General features: G+C 64.5%; 19 protein-coding genes and 2 pseudogenes. 13 read left to right on the plus strand and 8 right to left on the minus strand.

Going from position 1 to position 19,313, the window contains the following annotated elements:
• Positions 1–7 precede the first annotated feature (7 nt).
• Genes ASH04_RS24265 through ASH04_RS24305 form a run of 9 tightly spaced genes read left to right on the plus strand, consistent with a single transcriptional unit; the run spans position 8 to position 9,362 of the window.
• Positions 8–1,228, plus strand: coding sequence for an ABC transporter substrate-binding protein (locus tag ASH04_RS24265; protein ID WP_027497866.1), 1,221 nt, complete (start codon positions 8–10; stop codon positions 1,226–1,228).
• A complete protein-coding gene (locus tag ASH04_RS24270; RefSeq protein WP_032384781.1) occupies positions 1,225–2,214 on the plus strand; it encodes a branched-chain amino acid ABC transporter permease in 990 nt (329 codons plus the stop codon). The genes ASH04_RS24265 and ASH04_RS24270 overlap by 4 nt, the downstream gene beginning before the upstream one ends.
• The gene (locus tag ASH04_RS24275) at positions 2,211–3,254 is read left to right on the plus strand and encodes a branched-chain amino acid ABC transporter permease (RefSeq protein WP_052056402.1); all 1,044 of its coding nucleotides are present in this window, start codon (positions 2,211–2,213) and stop codon (positions 3,252–3,254) included. The genes ASH04_RS24270 and ASH04_RS24275 overlap by 4 nt, the downstream gene beginning before the upstream one ends.
• Complete coding sequence (locus ASH04_RS24280) at positions 3,251–3,973, plus strand: ABC transporter ATP-binding protein (RefSeq protein ID WP_027497863.1); 723 nt, start codon at positions 3,251–3,253, stop codon at positions 3,971–3,973. Before ASH04_RS24275 ends, ASH04_RS24280 begins: the two co-directional genes overlap by 4 nt.
• Positions 3,970–4,674, plus strand: coding sequence for an ABC transporter ATP-binding protein (locus ASH04_RS24285; protein ID WP_032369048.1), 705 nt, complete (start codon positions 3,970–3,972; stop codon positions 4,672–4,674). Before ASH04_RS24280 ends, ASH04_RS24285 begins: the two co-directional genes overlap by 4 nt.
• A gap of 13 nt (positions 4,675–4,687) precedes the next feature.
• Positions 4,688–5,320, plus strand: a complete 633-nt coding sequence (locus tag ASH04_RS24290) for a hypothetical protein (protein WP_027497861.1) — start codon at positions 4,688–4,690, stop codon at positions 5,318–5,320.
• A complete protein-coding gene (locus ASH04_RS24295; RefSeq protein WP_057474764.1) occupies positions 5,317–6,681 on the plus strand; it encodes an FAD-dependent oxidoreductase in 1,365 nt (454 codons plus the stop codon). The genes ASH04_RS24290 and ASH04_RS24295 overlap by 4 nt, the downstream gene beginning before the upstream one ends.
• A gap of 27 nt (positions 6,682–6,708) precedes the next feature.
• Positions 6,709–8,175, plus strand: coding sequence for a dihydroorotase (locus ASH04_RS24300; RefSeq protein ID WP_032384784.1), 1,467 nt, complete (start codon positions 6,709–6,711; stop codon positions 8,173–8,175).
• The gene (locus ASH04_RS24305) at positions 8,172–9,362 is read left to right on the plus strand and encodes a CaiB/BaiF CoA transferase family protein (protein WP_032384785.1); all 1,191 of its coding nucleotides are present in this window, start codon (positions 8,172–8,174) and stop codon (positions 9,360–9,362) included. The genes ASH04_RS24300 and ASH04_RS24305 overlap by 4 nt, the downstream gene beginning before the upstream one ends.
• Before the next feature lie 40 nt (positions 9,363–9,402).
• On the opposite strand, the gene ASH04_RS24310 is transcribed toward ASH04_RS24305, so the two are convergent.
• Together ASH04_RS24310 and ASH04_RS24315 are read right to left on the minus strand one after the other, a co-directional pair.
• Positions 9,403–10,329, minus strand: a complete 927-nt coding sequence (locus tag ASH04_RS24310; protein ID WP_057474901.1) for an ABC transporter substrate-binding protein — start codon at positions 10,327–10,329, stop codon at positions 9,403–9,405.
• 76 nt (positions 10,330–10,405) lie between these two features.
• The gene (locus ASH04_RS24315; RefSeq protein WP_057474765.1) at positions 10,406–12,703 is read right to left on the minus strand and encodes an ATP-binding cassette domain-containing protein; all 2,298 of its coding nucleotides are present in this window, start codon (positions 12,701–12,703) and stop codon (positions 10,406–10,408) included.
• Between the two features lie 396 nt (positions 12,704–13,099).
• Between ASH04_RS24315 and ASH04_RS24320 the strand changes: the two genes are divergently transcribed.
• Positions 13,100–13,303 carry a hypothetical protein gene (locus ASH04_RS24320; RefSeq protein ID WP_057474902.1) on the plus strand — a complete coding sequence of 68 codons (204 nt, stop codon included), beginning with the start codon at positions 13,100–13,102 and terminating at the stop codon, positions 13,301–13,303.
• A gap of 7 nt (positions 13,304–13,310) precedes the next feature.
• Here ASH04_RS24320 and ASH04_RS24325 read toward each other — a convergent pair whose 3' ends face one another.
• Positions 13,311–13,850, minus strand: a complete 540-nt coding sequence (locus tag ASH04_RS24325; protein WP_057474766.1) for a DUF2231 domain-containing protein — start codon at positions 13,848–13,850, stop codon at positions 13,311–13,313.
• 87 nt (positions 13,851–13,937) lie between these two features.
• Here ASH04_RS24325 and ASH04_RS24330 point away from each other — a divergent pair, with 87 nt between their 5' ends.
• Positions 13,938–15,434, plus strand: a complete 1,497-nt coding sequence (locus ASH04_RS24330) for an acyl-CoA synthetase (RefSeq protein ID WP_057474767.1) — start codon at positions 13,938–13,940, stop codon at positions 15,432–15,434.
• A 5-nt stretch (positions 15,435–15,439) separates the two neighbouring features.
• Here the strand turns inward: ASH04_RS24330 and ASH04_RS27365 are convergent, their stop codons facing one another.
• The 4 genes and pseudogenes from ASH04_RS27365 to ASH04_RS27375 all read right to left on the minus strand — a co-directional run.
• On the minus strand, positions 15,440–15,682 hold the full coding sequence (locus tag ASH04_RS27365; protein ID WP_235580096.1) for an HNH endonuclease signature motif containing protein: 243 nt from the start codon (positions 15,680–15,682) through the stop codon (positions 15,440–15,442).
• A 44-nt stretch (positions 15,683–15,726) separates the two neighbouring features.
• Positions 15,727–17,128 (minus strand): annotated as a pseudogene (locus tag ASH04_RS24335) (DUF222 domain-containing protein); the annotation flags it as partial.
• Positions 17,129–17,303: 175 nt separating this feature from the next.
• The gene (locus ASH04_RS27370) at positions 17,304–17,555 is read right to left on the minus strand and encodes a DUF3253 domain-containing protein (protein ID WP_228139420.1); all 252 of its coding nucleotides are present in this window, start codon (positions 17,553–17,555) and stop codon (positions 17,304–17,306) included.
• 15 nt (positions 17,556–17,570) lie between these two features.
• Positions 17,571–17,699: pseudogene (locus ASH04_RS27375) on the minus strand (DUF2256 domain-containing protein); the annotation flags it as partial.
• A 63-nt stretch (positions 17,700–17,762) separates the two neighbouring features.
• Here ASH04_RS27375 and ASH04_RS24345 point away from each other — a divergent pair.
• The gene (locus ASH04_RS24345; protein WP_057474769.1) at positions 17,763–18,329 is read left to right on the plus strand and encodes a peptide deformylase; all 567 of its coding nucleotides are present in this window, start codon (positions 17,763–17,765) and stop codon (positions 18,327–18,329) included.
• A 24-nt stretch (positions 18,330–18,353) separates the two neighbouring features.
• Here the strand turns inward: ASH04_RS24345 and ASH04_RS24350 are convergent, their stop codons facing one another.
• Positions 18,354–18,686, minus strand: coding sequence for a hypothetical protein (locus ASH04_RS24350; protein WP_057474903.1), 333 nt, complete (start codon positions 18,684–18,686; stop codon positions 18,354–18,356).
• 106 nt (positions 18,687–18,792) lie between these two features.
• On the opposite strand from ASH04_RS24350, the gene ASH04_RS24355 reads away from it, so the two are divergent.
• Positions 18,793–19,206: a DUF6992 family protein gene (locus tag ASH04_RS24355; RefSeq protein ID WP_200937363.1), complete on the plus strand. Its 414-nt coding sequence runs from the start codon at positions 18,793–18,795 to the stop codon at positions 19,204–19,206.
• Positions 19,207–19,313: the final 107 nt, after the last annotated feature.

Here is a 19,313-nt window from a genome sequence, read left to right on the forward strand (position 1 = left end):
CACAACAATGAAGAAGCTCGTAGGTGTGCTGACAGCGGTTGCGGTCGTGGGTGCGGCAGCGTGTGGATCCTCATCGGGTTCGGACGATTCGGGGCCGATCAAGATCGGCTCGGTGCACCCCACCACCGGTGCGCTCGCCGGTGTGGGTGGTCTGATGAACGACGGTGCAGCGCTGGCAGTTTCCGACATCAATGCGGCAGGCGGCATCGCAGCCCTCGACGGGCGGTCACTCGAACTGGTGTCCGGTGACAGCCAGGGCAAGGCCGAAGTCGGCCAGAGCGAGGCGCAACGCTTGATCGACGACGGTGCCGTGTCCCTCGTCGGTACGTACCAGAGCGACGTGACGCAGAACGTCGCGTCGGTCGCCGAACGGTCTCGTGTGCCCCTGGTCATCGACGTCGCGGTGGACGACAAGATTCTCGAACAGGGTTACCAGTATTCGTTCCGTATGCAGCCGAATGCCTCGAGCATGGGCACCGACGGTGCCAAGGCGCTCGCAGCGATCGAGGAGCAGACCGGCCAGGCCATCGACAGGGTGTCGTATCTGCACATCGAAGGCTCGTTCGGCGACAGCGTCTTCGACGCCTTCGAGGCCGAAGCAGCAAATCAGGGAATCTCCTCCGTGCAGGAAATCACCTATCCGGCAACGAACTTCTCGGACGCGACCACCCAGGTCCGGGAGGCAGCTGTGTCCAATCCCGATGTCATCGTCGCCACCGGGTACTATCCGGACGGTTTGTTGATCGCTCGCGCGGTCGAGCAGTTGAACCTGAACGTCAAGGGCGTGTACGGAATTGCCAACGGCGCGTTCGACGACAGCTCCTTCCCCAGTGATGCCGGTGCTGCCGGCGCGGGCGTTCTCAGTGCCAACTACCACTTCGATGCCACCAGCGACCGCGTCACCGACATCCGTGCCCGCTTCGAGGCTCAGTACGGGCGACCCATGGAAACGGCAGCGATGTTGTCCTACCAGGCAGTCGAAGTCATCGCGGCCGGCCTGGAAGGCGGTGCTTCGACCGACCCCGAGGATCTGCGGGACGCGATCGCAGGCGTCTCGATCGAGGATCCGTTGCTCGCGTTCAGTGGGCCGATCGAGTTCGACGAAACCGGTGAGAACAAGAACGCGACCGTCATCGTCACCCAGGTACGCGACGGTGCGATCGCCCAGGTCTTCCCCGAAGAATTCGCAACGGACGCAATCGAGTTCCCGGTAGGGGCGGGACAATGACGTCCACGACCCCAACCGTCGACAAGGCGGGAAGGCGCGGACTCTCGGGTCTCGGCCCCGGTGCTCCCGTGCTGGCCGCGATCGTCGTCGTCATGGCGGTCATCTATTTCGTCGGTGGTAAGGACCAGGGACTGGTCACCCAGGCGGTCGTCTCCGGTCTGCTGCTCGGCGGCGTCTACGCATTGATCTCGGTCGGGTTGACGCTCATCTTCGGTGTTCTCGGCATCGTCAACTTCGCCCAGGGAGCGATGCTGACGATGGCCATGTACATCGTCTACGCCTTGTCCACGGCAGGCCTTCCGGTCTACGTCGCGACACTCGTGGCGGTTCCGCTGATGTTCGTCTTCGGCATGATCGTGCAGGCGACGTTGCTGACCAAGCTGACGATCAGCGGGAGCCACGACGGCCCGCTGCTGGTCACTCTCGGTCTGTCGCTGTTGATCATCAACGTGCTGTTGATGATCTTCGGCGGACGTCCACAGTCGGTGCAGGCACCGATCGACGGTTCGCTGAACGTGCTCGGGGCCGTCGCATCATGGCCACGTGTGGTGGCGTTCATCGGTGCTGCGCTCGTCGCCGTTGCGTTGACCGCCGTGTTGAAGCGGACGCCGCTCGGCTTGTCGATCAGGGCAGTTGCGTCGAACTCGGAGGGGGCCAAGCTCGTCGGCGTCGACATCGGCCGGGTCTACGCTCTCACCTTCGGAATCGGCGCGGCCTGTGTCGCTGTGGCCGGCGGATTGATGACGCCGTTCACCAGCCTCACGCCGTCGGTCGGCGAGCAGTTCACGATTCTGGCGTTCGTCATCGTCGTTCTCGGCGGACTCGGCAGCGTGGTCGGTGCCGTGGTCGGCGGGCTCGTCATCGGGCTCGTGCAGACGGTCGGCGCGCTCTACCTACCCGGAACGGGCTCGCTGATCCTCGTGTTCGCAGTGTTCGTCCTCGTCCTGTTTCTCAAGCCCGAAGGATTGTACGGAGCTCGCCGATGACAACGACCGGTACCGCACCCACCCCGGTGCACGACGATTCACGACTGAAGGACACGTGGCTCCGTCGCCAACTGATCACGCTGGCAATAGGATTCGTCGTCGTCGCGGCATTGCCGTTGATGCTGGGCGAGCAGGCGCAGACGGTGGCCGTCCGCACGTTGATCTTCGCGATCATGGCAGTGGCCTGGAACATCATGAGCGGCTTCGGCGGCATGTTCAGCTTCGGCCACGCCGCGTTCTTCGGCATCGGTGCGTACACCGGTGCGTTCCTGCTCGTCGAACACGATGTGTCGCCGTGGATCTCGATGATCGTGGCCGCGTGTATCGCCGCTGTGGTGGGCACACTGATCGCCTATCTGTGCCTGCGTTACCGGCTTGCCGGTTCGTACTTCGCGCTGGCCACGTTCGCCTTCGCTCAGATGTTCCTGCTGTTGGTACAGAACCTCGAGGTCTTCAACAAGACCGAGGGCTTCAATGTGCCGATTTTGCCTCGTGATTCGTGGTGGATGCTGCAATTCGAGAAGGGCAGCGCCAACTACCTCTGGATCCCCTTGGTGATACTTGCTCTCGCAGTTCTCGGCACCATCTTTTACACGCGTTCTCGCGCAGGCCAGTTCGTCCAGGCCACCCGCGACGACGAGACAGCCGCAGCATCGCTCGGTATCGATACCATGAAATATCGGCTCATTGCCGTGGCCGCGAGCTGCGCACTGACCGCCGTCGCCGGCGTCTATTACACGCAGTACTACTTCTTCGTCGGACCCGAGCAAGCCTTCGGCTCGGCCGTATCCGTCGAAGCCATCGTGCCGGCCGTCATCGGCGGAATCGGAACCATCTGGGGCCCGGTGATCGGTGCAGCCGTCATCGGGCCGCTGTCCGAGTTGATCAACCAGTTGCTCAGAAATCCGCCGCAATTCCTCGAATTCCTGCAAGGAACAATCGGTTTGGACGTCGCCGCCTATTCGGTGATCCTCATTCTGATCGTGATCTTCCTGCCCAAGGGAATCTTCGGGACGATCCGTGAGAGGTGGAACCGATGAGCCTGTTGAGCATCGAGAACCTGAGCAAGTCCTTCTCGGGAATCCACGCGGTACGCGAGGTCAGCCTCGACGTGCCCGAGCACGAATTCCTCGGCATCATCGGCCCCAACGGGGCAGGTAAGACGACCCTGTTCTCCCTGCTGTCGGGTGAGCAGCCCCCGACAGCAGGCCGAGTGATCTTCGACGGAACGGATATCACCGGATGGCCGGCGAGCAAGATCGCGCGGGCCGGTCTGGTTCGTACGTTCCAGTTGATGCGGCCGTTCGAGTCGATGTCGGTACTCGAGAACGTCACCATTGCCGCACTGTCGAAGCGTAAGTCCCGCAAAGATGCTCGACGCCACGCACTCGAAGTGCTCGACCGGGTCCAACTGTCGGATCAGGTCGGCGGCAAGGTCTCGACCATGTCCACAGCGGGGTTGAAGCGACTCGAACTCGCGCGGGCTCTCGCGATGGAGCCGCGGGTCGTTCTGCTCGACGAAGTACTGGCCGGGCTCGTCCCCGCCGAGCGCGCACCCATGATCGAGTTGTTGCGCAGCGTGCATCAGCAAGGTCAGACGGTGATGTTCGTGGAGCACATCATGGCAGCGGTGATGGCGTTGTCCGAGCGTTTGGTCGTCATGCACGAGGGCGCTGTGTTGACCTCGGGCGACCCGCGCACTGTCGTCGCCGACGAACGTGTCGTCGAGGCCTACCTCGGTGAGGAGAAGACCGCATGATGCTCGAAATCGACGACCTCCACGCCGGCTACCGCAGGCTGGAGATTCTGCACGGACTGACGCTGGGGGTCGACAAGAACGAGATCGTCTCGCTCATCGGTGCCAACGGTGCGGGTAAGACGACGACGCTACGTGCGTTGTCCGGCCTCGTCACCACGTCGGGTGGCCGAATCATGTTGGACGGAAACCCCATTCACGGCATGCGTGCCGATCGAATCGTCAAGGCGGGTCTGGTCCACGTGGCGCAGGACCGCGCGCTGTTCGGTAGCCTCTCCGTAGCAGAGAACCTCGAGATGGGTGCCTACTCGCAGAAGCACGGAACCGTACGCTCGTCGTTGGATTCGGTCTTCGAGTTGTTCCCCATCCTCGCCGAACGCCGGGAACAACGCGCCGACACCATGTCCGGTGGGCAACAACAGATGTTGGCCATCGGACGAGCCATGATGGCGCGTCCCCGGGTGCTGACGCTGGACGAACCGTCCGTCGGGCTGGCACCGAAACTCGCCGCGGAGGTTCTCGACGCTATCGTGCGCATCCGCGACTCCGGCGTGACGGTGCTGATAGTCGAACAGAACGCCGCGCAGGCACTGGCGATCTCCGATCGCGCCTACGTGATCGAGAGCGGCTCGATCGTGTTGACCGGCAGCGGTTCCGAACTGGCACACGACGAACGCGTCAAAGCGGCGTACCTCGGCATTTAGGAGCCCCACGCACATGCACCTCTTGGCTTTCACCCCGATCGACGTCGACTCGGCCGAACTGGCTCGTCGGCAGCGTCGGTACGACCAGTTGGCCCCGTCCGGCGTCACCGTCGAACTCCGCAACATCGGACCCGACGCGCCCGATGCGCTCGACACAGAATTGGACATCAGACGTTCCGAGGATGTCCTGTCTGCGGCCTTTCATGCTCTACGCGACACCGAAGCAGACGGCTTCCTGCCCGACTGCGTGCTGGATCCGTGCGCAGAGGAAGCGGACTCGTTTGCTGTACCCCTGTACGGATTGACTCGACTGACCGCGTCGTTCCACGCGTCCCAAGGAAGCCGCATCGGCGCTCTGGCCCGAAACGAGGCCATCGCCGCCGAACTGGATCGCAGGCTCGGCTTCTATGGACTCGTCGCCGAGGCCACTGTTGTTCTGGGACTGGGTGTTCACGACATCGCCGATACTCGGGCGTGGGGACGAGCAGTGTCCGAGCACGCGCGCGAGTTGCACTGCGACGTCGCAATCAACGCCTGTTCGGCAGTCGACCTGACGGATCCTCCGGTGTCTCCGTGGGTAGTGGACCCCACAGCAACGGCGCTACGACTGCTGGGACTTCGCAGCGAATTGAAGGTCCTCGCATGAGCGCGGAGGGCCCCGATCTCGTCGTTGCAGGTGCGGGCGGCGGACTCGTCGCGGCGCTCAGGGCTGCTCAGCTCGGTCTCGACGTATTGGTGGTCGAGGCGAGCGAACACTTCCGGCGCGGCAACAACACGGCGATGTCCACCGCGATGATCCCGGGCGCGGGCTCGCGGTGGCAACGCGACGCGGGAATCGACGACTCACCGCAGCAGTTCGTCGACGACGTGATGCGCAAGACCAAGGGCACAGCCGACGCTCGGTTGGCCACGGCGCTCGCCGACGTCAGCGCTCCCTTGGTGGAATGGTTGGCAGATCATCTGGAGCTTCCGCTGGCGTTGGTGACCGACTTCGCGTACCCGGGGCACTCCCGATTACGTTGTCACACAGTCGAAGGCCGACACGGTAGCGCGATGCTCGATCACCTCGCCCGCGCTGTGGCGGCCGAGCCTCGGATCGACATGCTGGTTCCGGCGCGCCTCACCGATGTGTCGGTCGACCTCGACGGTGGAGTGGACGCGGTGACTGTCACGCTGCCCGACGGCAACACCGAGGTCATCCCTACTCGCGCAGTACTGTTGGCCACCAACGGATACGGCGCGAACGAGGCTCTCGTGGAGCAGCACGCTCCGGAGATATCGTCGGCGCGGTACCACGGTAGCGAGCACTCCACCGGAGATGCTCTCGCCATCGGGCGCAAGCTGGGAGCGGATGCGGCGTACCTCGACGCATATCAGGGGCACGCGGCACTGTCGAAGAAGGCGACGACGCTCGTCGGCTGGGCCACTGTGATGCACGGCGGAATCGTGCTCGACGCAACGGGCCGCCGATTCGGTGACGAAACCACCGGCTATTCCGAATATGCCGCCGCTCTCGCGGCTCGGCCCGGATCCGAGGGCTGGGTCGTCATCGACAGGGAGGTCTACGACAAGTGTCTGTCGTTCAAGGACTTCGAGCAGACGGTGGCCTCCGGTGCGGCAGTGTGGGCCGATGACGCTGCAACTCTGGCCGACGTGACCGGCCTGCCGGCCGAGGCGGTGGCAGAGGAACTCGCGGCTGTGGCAGGGTATGCACAGGGCGACGTGCCGGATCCGTTCGGCCGCAGCTCTTTCGAGCACACCCTGACCGAACCGTACGCGGCCATCAAAATCGTCCCCGCGTTGTTTCACACGCAGGGCGGCCTCGTCGTCGACGAGAACGCGCGAGTACTGAGGCCCGACGGGTCTGCAATCGACGGACTGTTCGCCTCCGGCGGTGCGGCAATGGGCATTTCGGGCCACGGGGCCGCCGGTTATCTGGCGGGCAACGGGTTGTTGCCCGCGCTCGGGCTTGCGTACCTCGCGGCCAGTTCTCTCACAACTTCCTAACTAGTGAAAAATCTCGAAAGGACAATCATGTCAACGTTGTTGATCATCAACGCCCGAGTCGTGCGACCGGGATCGGCCGCTCCCGACGAGGGGGAGTTCCTCGACCTTCTCATCGAAGACGGCAAATTCACCCGCATCGAAGCGGGAATCGATGCTGCCGGAATCGACACGGTCATCGACGCCGCAGGCAAGGTTGCGTTCCCCGGAGTGGTCGACGCGCATCAGCACTGGGGTATCTACAACTCACTCGGTGAGGACGCCGAAATCGAGTCGCGGGCCTGCGTGCAGGGCGGCGTCACCACCTCGCTGTCCTACATGCGTACCGGGCAGTACTACATGAACACCGGCGGCTCCTACGCCGACGTCTTCCCGACCGTGCTCGAGGCCACCGAGGGCCGACCGTACGTGGACTACGCCTACCACCTGGCACCGATGTCCAAGGGGCACATCGACGAAATCCCGGCACTTATCGCCGAGCACGGCGTCACCTCGTTCAAGATCTTCATGTTCTACGGCAGCCACGGCCTGCACGGCCGCTCGACCGACCAGAGCGAGTTCCTGATGACGCCCAAGGGTGAGCGTTACGATCTGGCGCACTTCGAGTTCGTCATGCGCGGAATTCAGGCTGCGCGAGAACAGTTCCCGGACAAGGCCGATCACATCTCGCTGTCGCTGCACTGCGAGACCGCCGAAATCATGAGTGCGTACACCAAGATCGTCGAAGAAGAAGGCACACTGCAGGGACTGGCCGCCTACAGCGCGTCACGGCCACCGCACTCCGAGGGCCTCGCCGTCACGATCGCGTCGTTCCTGGCCGACGAGACGCAGCTGCCGAACATCAACCTGCTGCACCTGTCCTCGCGCAAGGCGCTGACGGCGGCAATGCGGATGGCGAAGGCCTTCCCGCACGTGAACTTCCGTCGTGAGGTGACCATCGGGCACCTGTTGGCAGATATCGACACCGCCTACGGGCTCGGCGGCAAGGTCAACCCGCCGTTGCGTCCTCGAGACGACGTCGAAGCGTTGTGGGAGCACCTGCTGGCCGGCGATATCGACTGGGTCGTCAGCGATCATGCGTGCTGCAAGGACGAGAAGAAGTTCGCCGAGGACCGCGGCGACATCTTCGCCGCCAAGTCCGGCTTCGGCGGGGCCGAGTACCTGCTCCCCGGTTTGGTCAGCGAAGGCCGCAAGCGCGGGCTGAGCTGGCGCCGGATCGCCGAGCTCACGTCCCTCAACCCGGCGTTGCGCTACGGCCTGCCGGGCAAGGGCGACATCGCCGTCGGGATGGATGCAGACCTCGCGCTGGTCGACCCCGATCACACCTGGACCGTGAGCCCCGAAGACTCCGAGTCGGCCCAGGAATACACGCCGTTCCAGGGCTTCGAACTCGGTGCCAAGGTGACCGACACGTTCGTCCGCGGACAGCGTGTGCTTGCTGACGGTGCCGTCTCCGGCGCGCCCGCTGGTCGCTACCTGCACCGCCCGTACCTGTGACGGGGCCGCTCGAGGGCGTCAAGGTACTCGATATCTCGACGATCCTCGCCGGGCCGCTCGTCGCGCAGATCCTGGGTGATTTCGGTGCCGAGGTCATCAAGATCGAGCACCCGACGAAGCCCGACGGGATGCGGGGACACGGTCTGGACAAGGACGGACACCCGCTGTGGTGGACGATGATCAGCCGCAACAAGCGGACGATGACGTTGAATCTCGGCATCGAGCGCGGAGCGGAGATCTTTCGGCGTCTGGCGGCAGAGGCCGATGTAGTGGTCGAAAACTTCCGGCCGGGCACACTCGAGCGCTGGGGGCTGGGATACGACGTCCTGTCCGAGGTGAACCCCGGCCTGATTCTGTTGCGTGTCACCGGTTTCGGGCAGACCGGGCCGTATTCCACCAGGCCCGCATTCGGAACACTCGTCGAGTCGATGAGCGGCTTCGCCCACCTGACCGGTGAAGCCGACGGCCCGCCGACGCTCCCCGCATTCGGGCTCGCCGATTCCCTCGCCGGAATAGCGGGCTCGTCGGCGGTGTCCATGGCATTGCTGCATCGCACCAACAACGGCGGCAAGGGGCAGGTCATCGACCTCGACCTGTTGAGCCCGATCATGGCCGCGGTGGGCCCGGGCGTCATCTACGCCGACCAGTTGGGTATCGACCAGGAGCGCACCGGAAACAGGTCCAGCAACAACGCACCACGCAACCTGTACAAGACGGCGGACGGCCATTGGCTGGCGATCTCCACGAGCGCCAATTCGATAGCCGAACGCGTCCTGGTGCTGGTGGGTCACCCCGAGGTGCTCGACGAACCCTGGTTCGCGACCGGCCGGCAGCGCGCCGCGCACGCGGATCTGTTGGACGATTACGTCGGGGGCTGGATCGCCGAGCGGACGCGGGACGTCGTCATCGACGAGTTCGAGAAGGCAGGTGCTGCAGTCGCTCCCGTGTACAAACCCAGCGAACTGCTGTCGGATCCGCAGGTCAATGCCATCGAGATGGTGACGACCGTGGAAGACGACGATCTGGGGCCGGTCCGTATGCAGAATGTCATGTGGCGGATGGGCGGTAGCCCCGGCCGAATTCGGCACACCGGTCGACGGCACGGGGCCGATACCGACGTCGTACTGTCCGAACTCGGCTGTACGGCGGACGAGATCGAGGCCATGCGACGCGACAGCGTGGTGTAGATCGATCCCGCGGTAGCGGGTGTCGGAACGCTGCGGCGGGTCAGGCGGGGAGCTGTCGAATCACCGAAGCGACGGCCTCTGCCTGGTCTGCGATACGAGGGCCCCATCGACTCGACAGGTCCTCGTCCATCGGGAAGATCCGGCCGTCGCGGACGGCGGTCATCGATCCCCAACCCGGTCGCGACGAGACGGAAGCGGATGTGACGCCACAGCATTGGGCGTCGGCAAGAAACACCACATCCGGGTTCGACGTGATGACGGCCTCGGCGGCGAGCTGCGGGTAGTCGCCGGCGTCGGAACCGTCGGCGATGCTGGTGAGTCCGAACAGACCGTAGATCTGCCCGACGAAGCTCGCACTCGTCACCGTGTACAACGTGTCGTCGAGTTCATGGAAGTACGTCAGCGGCGCCTCGCGGGTCGGGACGCTCGCGACGGCTGCATCGATCCGGTCACGAGTCCGGGATACGACGGCATCGCCGTCGGCGTCGTGGCCGGTGGCGTCCGCGACGCGCTCGATCTGCGAGTAGGCATCATCGAGGCTCGTCGCGGCAGGCAGCACCAGCGTCGGAACGCCTGCCTCGGCCAGTGTCGACGTCACGAGGCCCAGGTCGGTGGAGGCGATCACCAGATCGGGGTCGTACGCCACGATCGCTTCGAGGCTCGGGGTGAACGCCGACAACCCTGTCTTCGGAGCATCGGCGGGGAAGTCCGATTGATCGTCCACGGCCACCACCTGGTCGCCCGCCCCGACGGCGTACAGCGTCTCCGTCGCCGTCGGGCTCAGCGACACGATCTTCTGCGGAGCAGCGTCGATGGTGACCGAGCCGCCGTCCGAGCCGGATGTGATCGTCCTCGGAAACTCGCCACTCGCCGCGGGTGCCGGATCGGCGGCGGGTGGCGCGTCCGTTTCCTGCGTGCTGCACCCCGCCGCTACGAGCGCGACGACCGCGAACCCGGCTGAGATCATTCGTGCCGATCGACGCTGCACTGCCACTCCTGTGTTGTCCGGTGTCTCTTCGAACGCCAACACTATCGGGGAGCGGTCAACGCCCCAGGCTCCGTGCCAAGTACCTACCGGTGTGGGTGTCCGAGGCCACCAGCTCGTCGACCGTCCCGGTGAAGGTGATCAGCCCGCCGTTGTGGCCGCCGTCCGGGCCGAGGTCGATGATGTGGTCCGCTGCGGCTACGACGTCGAGGTTGTGTTCGATGACGATCACCGACCTGCCCTCGTCGACCATCCCGGACAGCAACGCGATCAAGTTCGACACATCCGACGGGTGCAGACCTGTCGTCGGTTCGTCGAGCACCAGGACCGAAGACGATCCGATCAGTTCGGTGGCGAGTTTGAGACGTTGCCGTTCGCCGCCGGACAGTGACGACAGGTTCTGTCCGAGCGAGAGGTAGCCGAGTCCGACGTCCCGGCAGCGGCGAAGAATGTCTCGAATCTTCTTGACCTCGAAGAAGTCCTGCGCATCCTCGACGGACATCTCGAAGATGTCGGCGATGCTGACGCCGTCGACGGTGTGCCGGATGGCCCCGGAGCGGAAGCGCCTGCCCTGGCAGGTCTCGCAGGTACTCGTCACGGGATCGGTGAACCCGAGTTCGGTGAAGATGACACCGCTGCCCTGGCAATCGGGGCACGCGCCGTCCGAGTTGGGGGAGAACAGCGACGGCGGTTGCCCGGTCTTCTTGGCGAAGTACGCGCGGATCGGATCGAGCAGACCGGTGTAGGTCGCAGGGGACGAACGGCGTGAGCCCCGGATCGGTGCCTGGTCGATGACAACGGCGTCGGGCGCGGCCTCGCGCAGGTGTCCGTGGATGAGGCTCGACTTTCCGGAACCGGCGACACCGGTGACGGCGGTCAGTACCCCGAGCGGGATGTCGACGCTGACATCGCGAAGGTTGTGGGTGGTGGCACCGGAGATGCTCAGCCAGCCCGAAGGCGTACGGGGAGTCCGTATCTCGGCGTCATCACGCCGGAGTGCGGAGCCGGTCCTGGTGTCGGCTCGGCGGAGTTCGTCGAACGTTCCCTCGAACACCACTGTGCCACCGGACTTTCCGGCACCCGGTCCGATCTCGACGATACGGTCGGCGATGGCCATCACCTCGGGGTCGTGCTCGACGACGAGGACGGTGTTGCCCTTGTCGCGCAGCGCGAGCAGCATTTCGTTCAGACGGTGGACGTCGCGAGGATGCAAACCGGTCGTCGGTTCGTCGAAGACGTAGAGCATGTCGTTCAGCGTGGCTCCGAGGTGTCGGACCATCTTGATGCGCTGGGATTCACCACCCGAGAGCGAGGACGTCGCACGGTCCAGGCTCAGGTAGCCCAGGCCGAGATCGACGAGCCTGGTCAACTGCGTGACGATTTCAGCGGTGACGGAGTGCAGGCCCTTGATGTCCCATTGTTCGATACGGTCGGCGAGTTCGGAAACCTGCATGGCGAACGCGTCGGGCAGGGACAGTCCTTCGAGAGTGGCACCGCGGATGGTGTCGTTGTAGCGGGAACCGCCGCAGGCCTCGCAGACGCCGCGCGTGACGATGCGCTCGAAGGCGGCTTTGGACTTGCCCTTGAGTGCATCGGCATCCTTGGCGAGGTAGCTTCGGCGGAACTTCGACACGATGCCCTCGTAGCTCTTCATGACGGCGTCGGGATTGGTCACCTCGACCTCGCCGGGCTTGGCGTCGAAGAAGAGGTGACGCTCGCGCGCCGAGAATTGCTCGATCGGGACGTCGAGATCGAACAGGCCCGAGTCGGCGAACACCCGGTACGGCCATTTGCCGACCTCGAAGTCGGGATGCTTGAACGGGCCCTCGCGCAACGACTTCGACTCGTCCACCAGTTCGCCGAGGTCGACGACCTTCGCCTCGCCGAGCCCCTCGCATTCGAGACACATTCCGGCGGGGTCGTTGAACGAGAAGGCGTTGGCGTAGCCGATGTTGGGCGTGACGGCGCGGGACCACAGCATGCGCAGCCAGTCTCCGATGTCGGTGATGGTGCCGACCGTCGACCTCGGACCACCGAACAGTCGCTTCTGATCGACGATGACGACGGCCGACAGGTTCGCGATCAGGTCAGCATCCGGTCGGCCGTAGGACGGTAGGAACGTCTGCGCGAACGCGGTGAACGTGGAGTTGATCTGCCGCTGGGCCTCGGCGGCGATGGTGTCGAACACCAGTGACGATTTGCCCGACCCGGAGACGCCGGCGAACACGACCAGCGAGCGTTTCGGCAGATCGAGGCCGACGTTGCGCAGATTGTTCTCTCGGGCTCCACGCACGACGATCGTGGACAGGGGATCAATAGGTGGCTGGTCTTGTAGCAAAAGCTGGGGCTCGGTCATCGCGTTGTCGATTGCCTTTCGCCGCGCCCCGAAGGGCGTACACCCACGTTGGTTCACGCAGTGCCGCCGCAGCCTACCGTACGGTGTACGGAAACGCTACCGGTAACGGATCGACGCAAGGGGCGATCCATAGAAGACGGCTGCTGTGGTGGGGGTTTGTCGTAACGAAAGGTCTCGATGTCGACGAGAAGGCATGTGCTCGCGGCTTGCATTGCCGTGTTGCCGATGCTGGCGGGATACAGCACTCCGAGCGCAGACGCCGGCACGGACGTCGAGGCGGTGCCGGGGGGAGGCCTCACGCGCTCTACCGTTGTGCCGAGGATCGTCATTCCCGATACCCCGACGGTCGAGAGGCCCGCACCCGCAGCCCCCGCCTACATGCCTCCGGTTGTGTGTATGAATCTGCAGTCTGCGCAGAAAGCGATCCAGGCGGCCGGTGTCTTCTACTCCCGCAGCGCGGACGCGTCGGGGGAGGGCCGTATGCAGGTCAACGACTCGAACTGGACTGTCGTCGAACAGGATCCGGCTCCCGGCGTCCTCATCGGCGCGGGCGAAGCCGTGCTGTCGGTGGTCAAGATCGGAGAACCGAACAACTGTTGATGGGTGGTCAGCTCGGTAGGCGGTGTCGAGCTTCCGACTCGGCCTCGCTGCCGGGGGTGCTGTAGGCGAGGTGCCCGCCGATCAGTCCGCCGAGTCCTGCGGCTGCGAGGCCGGCCGCCGCCAGAGCTTTGGCGACTCCGTCGGTCTGCTTCCGGCGACGGAGGTAGGAGCCCAGAAACAGGAACACCCCGGTCGCGTTTGAGGCCGCGTGGATGATGCCGACCCGACGCTGAACAGTGTTCATCGTCGACCAGTCGGCCCATCCGGTCGCTATCGCCGGAGGCGCGGACGCGAGACCGAGCGCGACGACAATTTTGGCCGCCCTGGACTGGTTCTTGACGAGGTCGAGCGCGACTGCGCTGGTCCAGCTGCCGATGGTCACCGTCACCAGCGCAGGATGGATGGGGTGCCCGATCCATCTGCCGTGCAGCGCTGATCCGACGGCGCTGTCCGCTACCGCAGGTGCAAGTACGCCATGGATCGCGTTGCTGGGTCCGTCGAGAAACGAGGCTGTCTCGAGGCTGTCCAGTGCTTGTTTGATTGTCATGCAACACCGAATGCCCCGTGATCGGTGAGCGAACCATCGACGTCGAAGTCGAGGCAAGAAGCTTGGACGTCCTATAACGTCATTGTCATGACGAACGGCACCCGAGTCAGCACCGTCGACGGCGTTCTGCGCAGGTCGGCGGCGAAATTTCCCGACCGTCCGGCCGTGACATTCGAAGGCCGCAGCCATAGCTATCGCGAACTCGACACCGCCGTGACGCGAGCCGCCCGTCGGTTGATCGCGATGGGCTTGGACAAGGGTGACCGGGTGGCGGCGTACGGCGTCAACTCCGACGCGTACGTGGTGGCATTTCTTGCCTGTGCGCGAGCAGGATTGGTGCACGTGCCCATCAACTTCGCACTCGTGGGCGACGAGCTGCTGTATCTGCTCGATCAGTCGGGCGCACGGGCTGTGCTCGTCGACCCGGAGTTGTCGAACACGCTCGATTCCGTTCGGAGTGGCACCGCCGTCGAGTTCGTGGTGTCGCTTCCGGATCTGCTCGACGCTGCTGGGGATGATTCGGTCCTCGAGCCGGCCGCGGACTCCACGGACCTGGCGCAGTTGCTCTACACCTCCGGCACGACGTCGAAACCGAAGGGCGCGATGATGTCTCACGGCGCGCTCGTTGCCGAGTACGTCTCGTGTGTGATCGCTCTGGGGTTCACTGAAGACGACGACCCTCTGCTGGTGATGCCGATGTACCACTCGGCCGGGATGCACGTGTTCATGCTGCCGTATCTGTCGGTCGGGGCGACCGTGCGACTGATGCGCAAGCCCGACGTCGCGGAGATTCTGCGGCGGATCGAGGACGAGAAGATCAAGTCGTTATTCCTGGCACCGACGGTGTGGGTTCCGCTCGCCAATCACCCCGACCTCGATTCTCGTGATCTGTCGTCGTTGAAGAAGGCGCAGTACGGGTCGTCGATCATGCCCGTCACCGTGTTGACCCGGCTGCGTGAGCGATACCCGGACATCGAGTTCTACAACTGCTTCGGGCAATCCGAAATCGGTCCGCTGGCAACGGTTCTGCAGCCGTCCGAGCACGAGGCCAGACCGGCGTCGTGTGGTCGTGCGGTGTTCTTCGTCGAGACACGCGTCGTCGACGCGGACGGTAACGATGTGCCGGACGGTGAGCCCGGTGAGATTCTCTACCGCTCGCCTCAATTGTGCGACGGTTATTGGGACAAGCCGGAGGCGACGGCGGATGCGTTCTCGGGCGGGTGGTTCCATTCGGGTGATCTGGTGACTCGGGACGCCGAGGGGTTCATCACGGTCGTCGACCGAATTAAGGACGTCATCAACACGGGCGGAATTCTGGTTGCTTCTCGTGAGGTCGAGGACGCGATCTACACGCACCCCGCCGTTGCCGAGGTGGCGGTCATCGGGACTCCGGACGACAGGTGGATCGAAGCGGTGACTGCTGTCGTCGTGCTCAAGGACGGAAGTGAGGTGTCGGCGCAGGAGTTGATCGACCACGTGAAGGGCAGGATCGCGCCGTTCAAGGTGCCGAAGACCGTCACTTTCCTGGACGAGTTGCCCCGCAACCAGAGCGGAAAGTTACTCAAGCGCGCGTTGCGCGCCTGAGTTGTTCAAGCTGCTCGCTGTTTTCGTCGGTGGTAGCTGGGGAGGGGTTGCTGTCTGGGGTCGACGGATTCGGGTGGGATGGCGTAGGGGTGTCCGTCGTCGCCCATGATGAGCTGCCAGTCGCCGTGGTGGACGAGGCGGTGGCATTCTCCGCAGACGAGCGCGAGGTTGTTCAGGTCGGTGGGGCCGCCGTGTTCCCAGAATTTGATGTGGTGGGCTTGGCACCACTGGGCTGGGCGGCCGCACATGACGCAGCAGGTGTCGCGGATGGTCAGGGCGATGCGTTGGTCGNTGATGTGGTGGGCTTGGCACCACTGGGCTGGGCGGCCGCACATGACGCAGCAGGTGTCGCGGATGGTCAGGGCGATGCGTTGGTCGTCGCTGGCGAGTCTGGTGGTTCGTCCGAGCGCGAGTGGTACGCCGTGGTGGTCGACGATGACGGGGGTCAGGTCGGCGTCGCAAGTGACCAGCTCGGCGAGGAAGCGACTGATGGGGCCGGTCCAGTCGAGGTGGAACGGCCAGTCCGCGTCGCCCGGCTTGGGGAGAGATTTCTGCCCGCCGTTACTGTCACCGCCACGACGGGCCGCGGCATCGCCGCGAGGACCAGCGTCGCCCGGCTCGGGCACAGATTCTTGCCCGGCACCACCACATCCGGATGTCGCATCGCCGCGAGCAGCGATATCCCCTCGGGCCACTCCATCCGGATGCGAGCCGTTGCTGTCGCCGCCGTTCGAGGAGCTCTTCGCGACCGAACCCGTGTCGACCGAATCCGTTGCAGTGCTACCCGTTTGCTTGTTGCCACCGTGGGCGAGCAAGTCCCGCAGGGCAACGATCAGGTGCACCGACGCCCGCGACCCGCCCGCCGACCCACGAGTGCTGCCGCGGAGGTGTCGGTCGAGGATCTGATCTAGTGCATCGGCCCGGCGCTTCGACGGGCTGCGTGGGTCGCGCTCCCCGCCGGGACCTGGTCGCGGTGCTGTCAACTGCGACAGAGCGGTGAGAAGCTTCTCGGCGAGCAACCGGTCCATGTCGCCACCGAACTGAAAGCGGCCGTTGGCGAGAGGGTGCAGGTCGAATCGGTTCAGTGCCGAGTTCTCCGACACCGGTCGCGGTGCAGGCGGCAGCGGAACAGGCTCGGGCGCAGGCGGTTCCGGATCTGGCAGCCTGCCGGTAGAGGTCGCAGCATCATCTCTCCGTCGCTCCTGATCGTGGCGTTCCTGTTCCTGCTGTTCTTGCTCTCGGCGTTGTTTCTCGGCTTTCGCGTGTCGTGCTCGGGCGTCGTCCGCGGCCGCATGCGCCAAAGCCTGCGCGCGGGAGGTGACCTGGCCGGCGGTGTTGCGCATCTCGGCTTTCGCGTGTCGTGCTCGGGCGTCGTCCGCGGCCGCATGCGCCAAAGCCTGCGCGCGGGAGGTGACCTGGCCGGCGGTGTTGCGCATCGCGGTGTCGAGGAGTTCGTCGACGATTCCTTCGCGCCGGTCCTGATCCAACGTCGGGTCGGCCACCAGCACGACGTCGTATCCCTCGGCGATGGCGGCGGCGTGAGCGGCATGGATCCGACCATCGGCGAGGGCGTCGAGCACGGTGGGGTGATCGAACAGCCAGTACCCCAGTGCGTTCTGGCGGGCGGCGGATCCGTCCGTGATGCGCACCGACTTCGCGTACCAGCGGGTGACGGACGAGTGCCCGAGTTTCATCGCCAAGCCGCGTCGGTCGATTTCCGCCAGCAGCGTCAATCGCTGTGCAGCCAAGGTGTTTTCGAGGGAGGTCACATCGGCGAGCTCGGAGACCAATTCCTGGTCGCCGAGCTCGAACACATCCCCCCATGTCTTCACACCACGAAAGCTATACCCACCCACCGACAGGTTTCCGTCAACGCTTCCAGCGGATCCGGATTGGCCCTTTTGCGGTCGAGGGATCTATGACCGACCCCTTCTGTGTGATCTCGACTTCGCCGGCGTCGACCATACGTCGGGCCGCGCGGCGAACGGGCTCCATCAAGTCGCGCCAGGCGTCGTCGGACAGGGCTCGTGCGACGTCCGAGGGGCAGATCGTCGCGTCGCGTGATCGGGCGTCGAGCAAGGATCGGATTTTGTCTTCGAGTTCCTTGTCGGTTGCACTCACTTTGCGCCGCCGGCAGGTGTCGCTGCAGTACTTGACGTCATCCCAGTTCTTCTCCCATTTCTTGCGCCACTCGATCCGCCGACCGCACGACGCGCAGACCTTGTCTGCGGGGTGCGCGGCGGAGGTACGACGGGAGTGGGCCACAGATCGACAGTAACCTCGTTGCCCAGGGCTCCGCCGTTCTCGGAGCGAAACTATCCTTATGGCATGGCGATTCGACCGATCCTGGTTGCCGGTGATCCCCGGCTGACAACTCCGGCAACTCGCGTGACAGTGTTCGACGACGAGCTCGCAGCGCTGGTCGAGGACATGTTCGAGACCAATACTGCTGCACCCGGTGCGGGTCTGGCGGCCAACCAAATCGGCGACCCACGTTCGGTCTTCGTCTACGACCTGCGGGACGGTGGGGTCCGTCACCGCGGACACGTGATCAACCCGGTGCTCGAGACCTCTGGAATTCCGGAGACGATGCCCGACCCGGAAGACACCGAGGGATGCCTGTCCGTGCCGGGGGAGCTGTTTCCGACTGGGCGTGCCCAGTGGGCTCGTGTGACAGGTGTTGATGTGGAGAACAACCCGGTGACGGTGGAAGGCACGGGTTATCTGGCGCGGTGTTTGCAGCACGAGTCCGACCATCTGGCCGGGCTCCTCTACCTCGACCGCCTGCTCGGCCGCCACCGACGTGCGGCGAAGAAGATGATCAAGGAGAGGGGGTGGGTCGGGCCGGGCAACAATTGGTTGCCTGGGGCCGACGCGCATCCGCTCGGGCTGTAATCGCGGCTGTGCCTTATCCGACGGTTAGAACGGGTTGTACACGTAGAGCATCCGGTAATCCCATTCCGACGATCCGGCCGGAATGCGGATGTCGGTGAGCGCGTGGCCGTTTTGAGTGCACCAGGTGCGGGCATGGAACGAGGAACAGTCGATTTGCCGGCTGGTGCCGAATGGGCTGACGATCAATGACTTCTCGCTCGCGCTGCTGTAGGCCGCGGGTTCGAATGCGTTGACGAAGCTCGAAGTGGAGTCCTTGGGGCCGAACGGGTTGTCGTCGGGCGCGGCGGATGCCGTCGGTGCCGCGAGCACCGCTACGCCGATCGTCAGTGCAGCGCCTGCGAGGATCTTCTTCAGCATGGTGACTCCGTTCGTTTCGAGCACGAATACCCGGTGCTCGATGATCGGCAGCAACGGACCGCGCGTTACGGATCGCCTTCGGGTTCGAGCCCGGCACACTGGAGCGATGACTCGTATGGAAGCTCCCGCCGTAGCCCAACTACTCGGTCGGCGTCTCGCCGTGTGGGGCGGTGTGAGTGTGCTTGCCGGAACGGTGTTGGCGGTGCGCGGCTCGTCTCCTGCCCGTCGTGCATTCGGCCAGCAGACGGCGGGTTGGGGTGCGATCGACGTGGCGATCGCCGGGGCGGGAGCGCTCAACTCCTCGGTCCCGACGTCGAAGAGTTTGAGCAAGCTGCTGTGGATCAATGCCGCGCTCGACGTGCTCTACGTCGCGGCCGGTGCTCACATCGCTGTCCGGAAGCCCAACTTCGGACGTCGAATCACCGCTGACCAGGCGATCGGTCACGGAACGGCGGTCGTCGTGCAGGGAGCGGCTCTGCTCTTGCTCGACACCGCGCACGCCCGCCTGATTGAAAGCTAATCACATCGGTGTCATTCTCATCGCGTTCGATTTGTCAAGCATCGACACGAACTAATTGTTGCGGCCTAAGTGTATTTGCGTAACACTCGTCCCATCAGTCACATCCG

The sequence above is a fragment of the Rhodococcus sp. Leaf233 genome (genome assembly GCF_001426165.1).
Taxonomy (GTDB): domain Bacteria; phylum Actinomycetota; class Actinomycetes; order Mycobacteriales; family Mycobacteriaceae; genus Rhodococcoides; species Rhodococcoides fascians.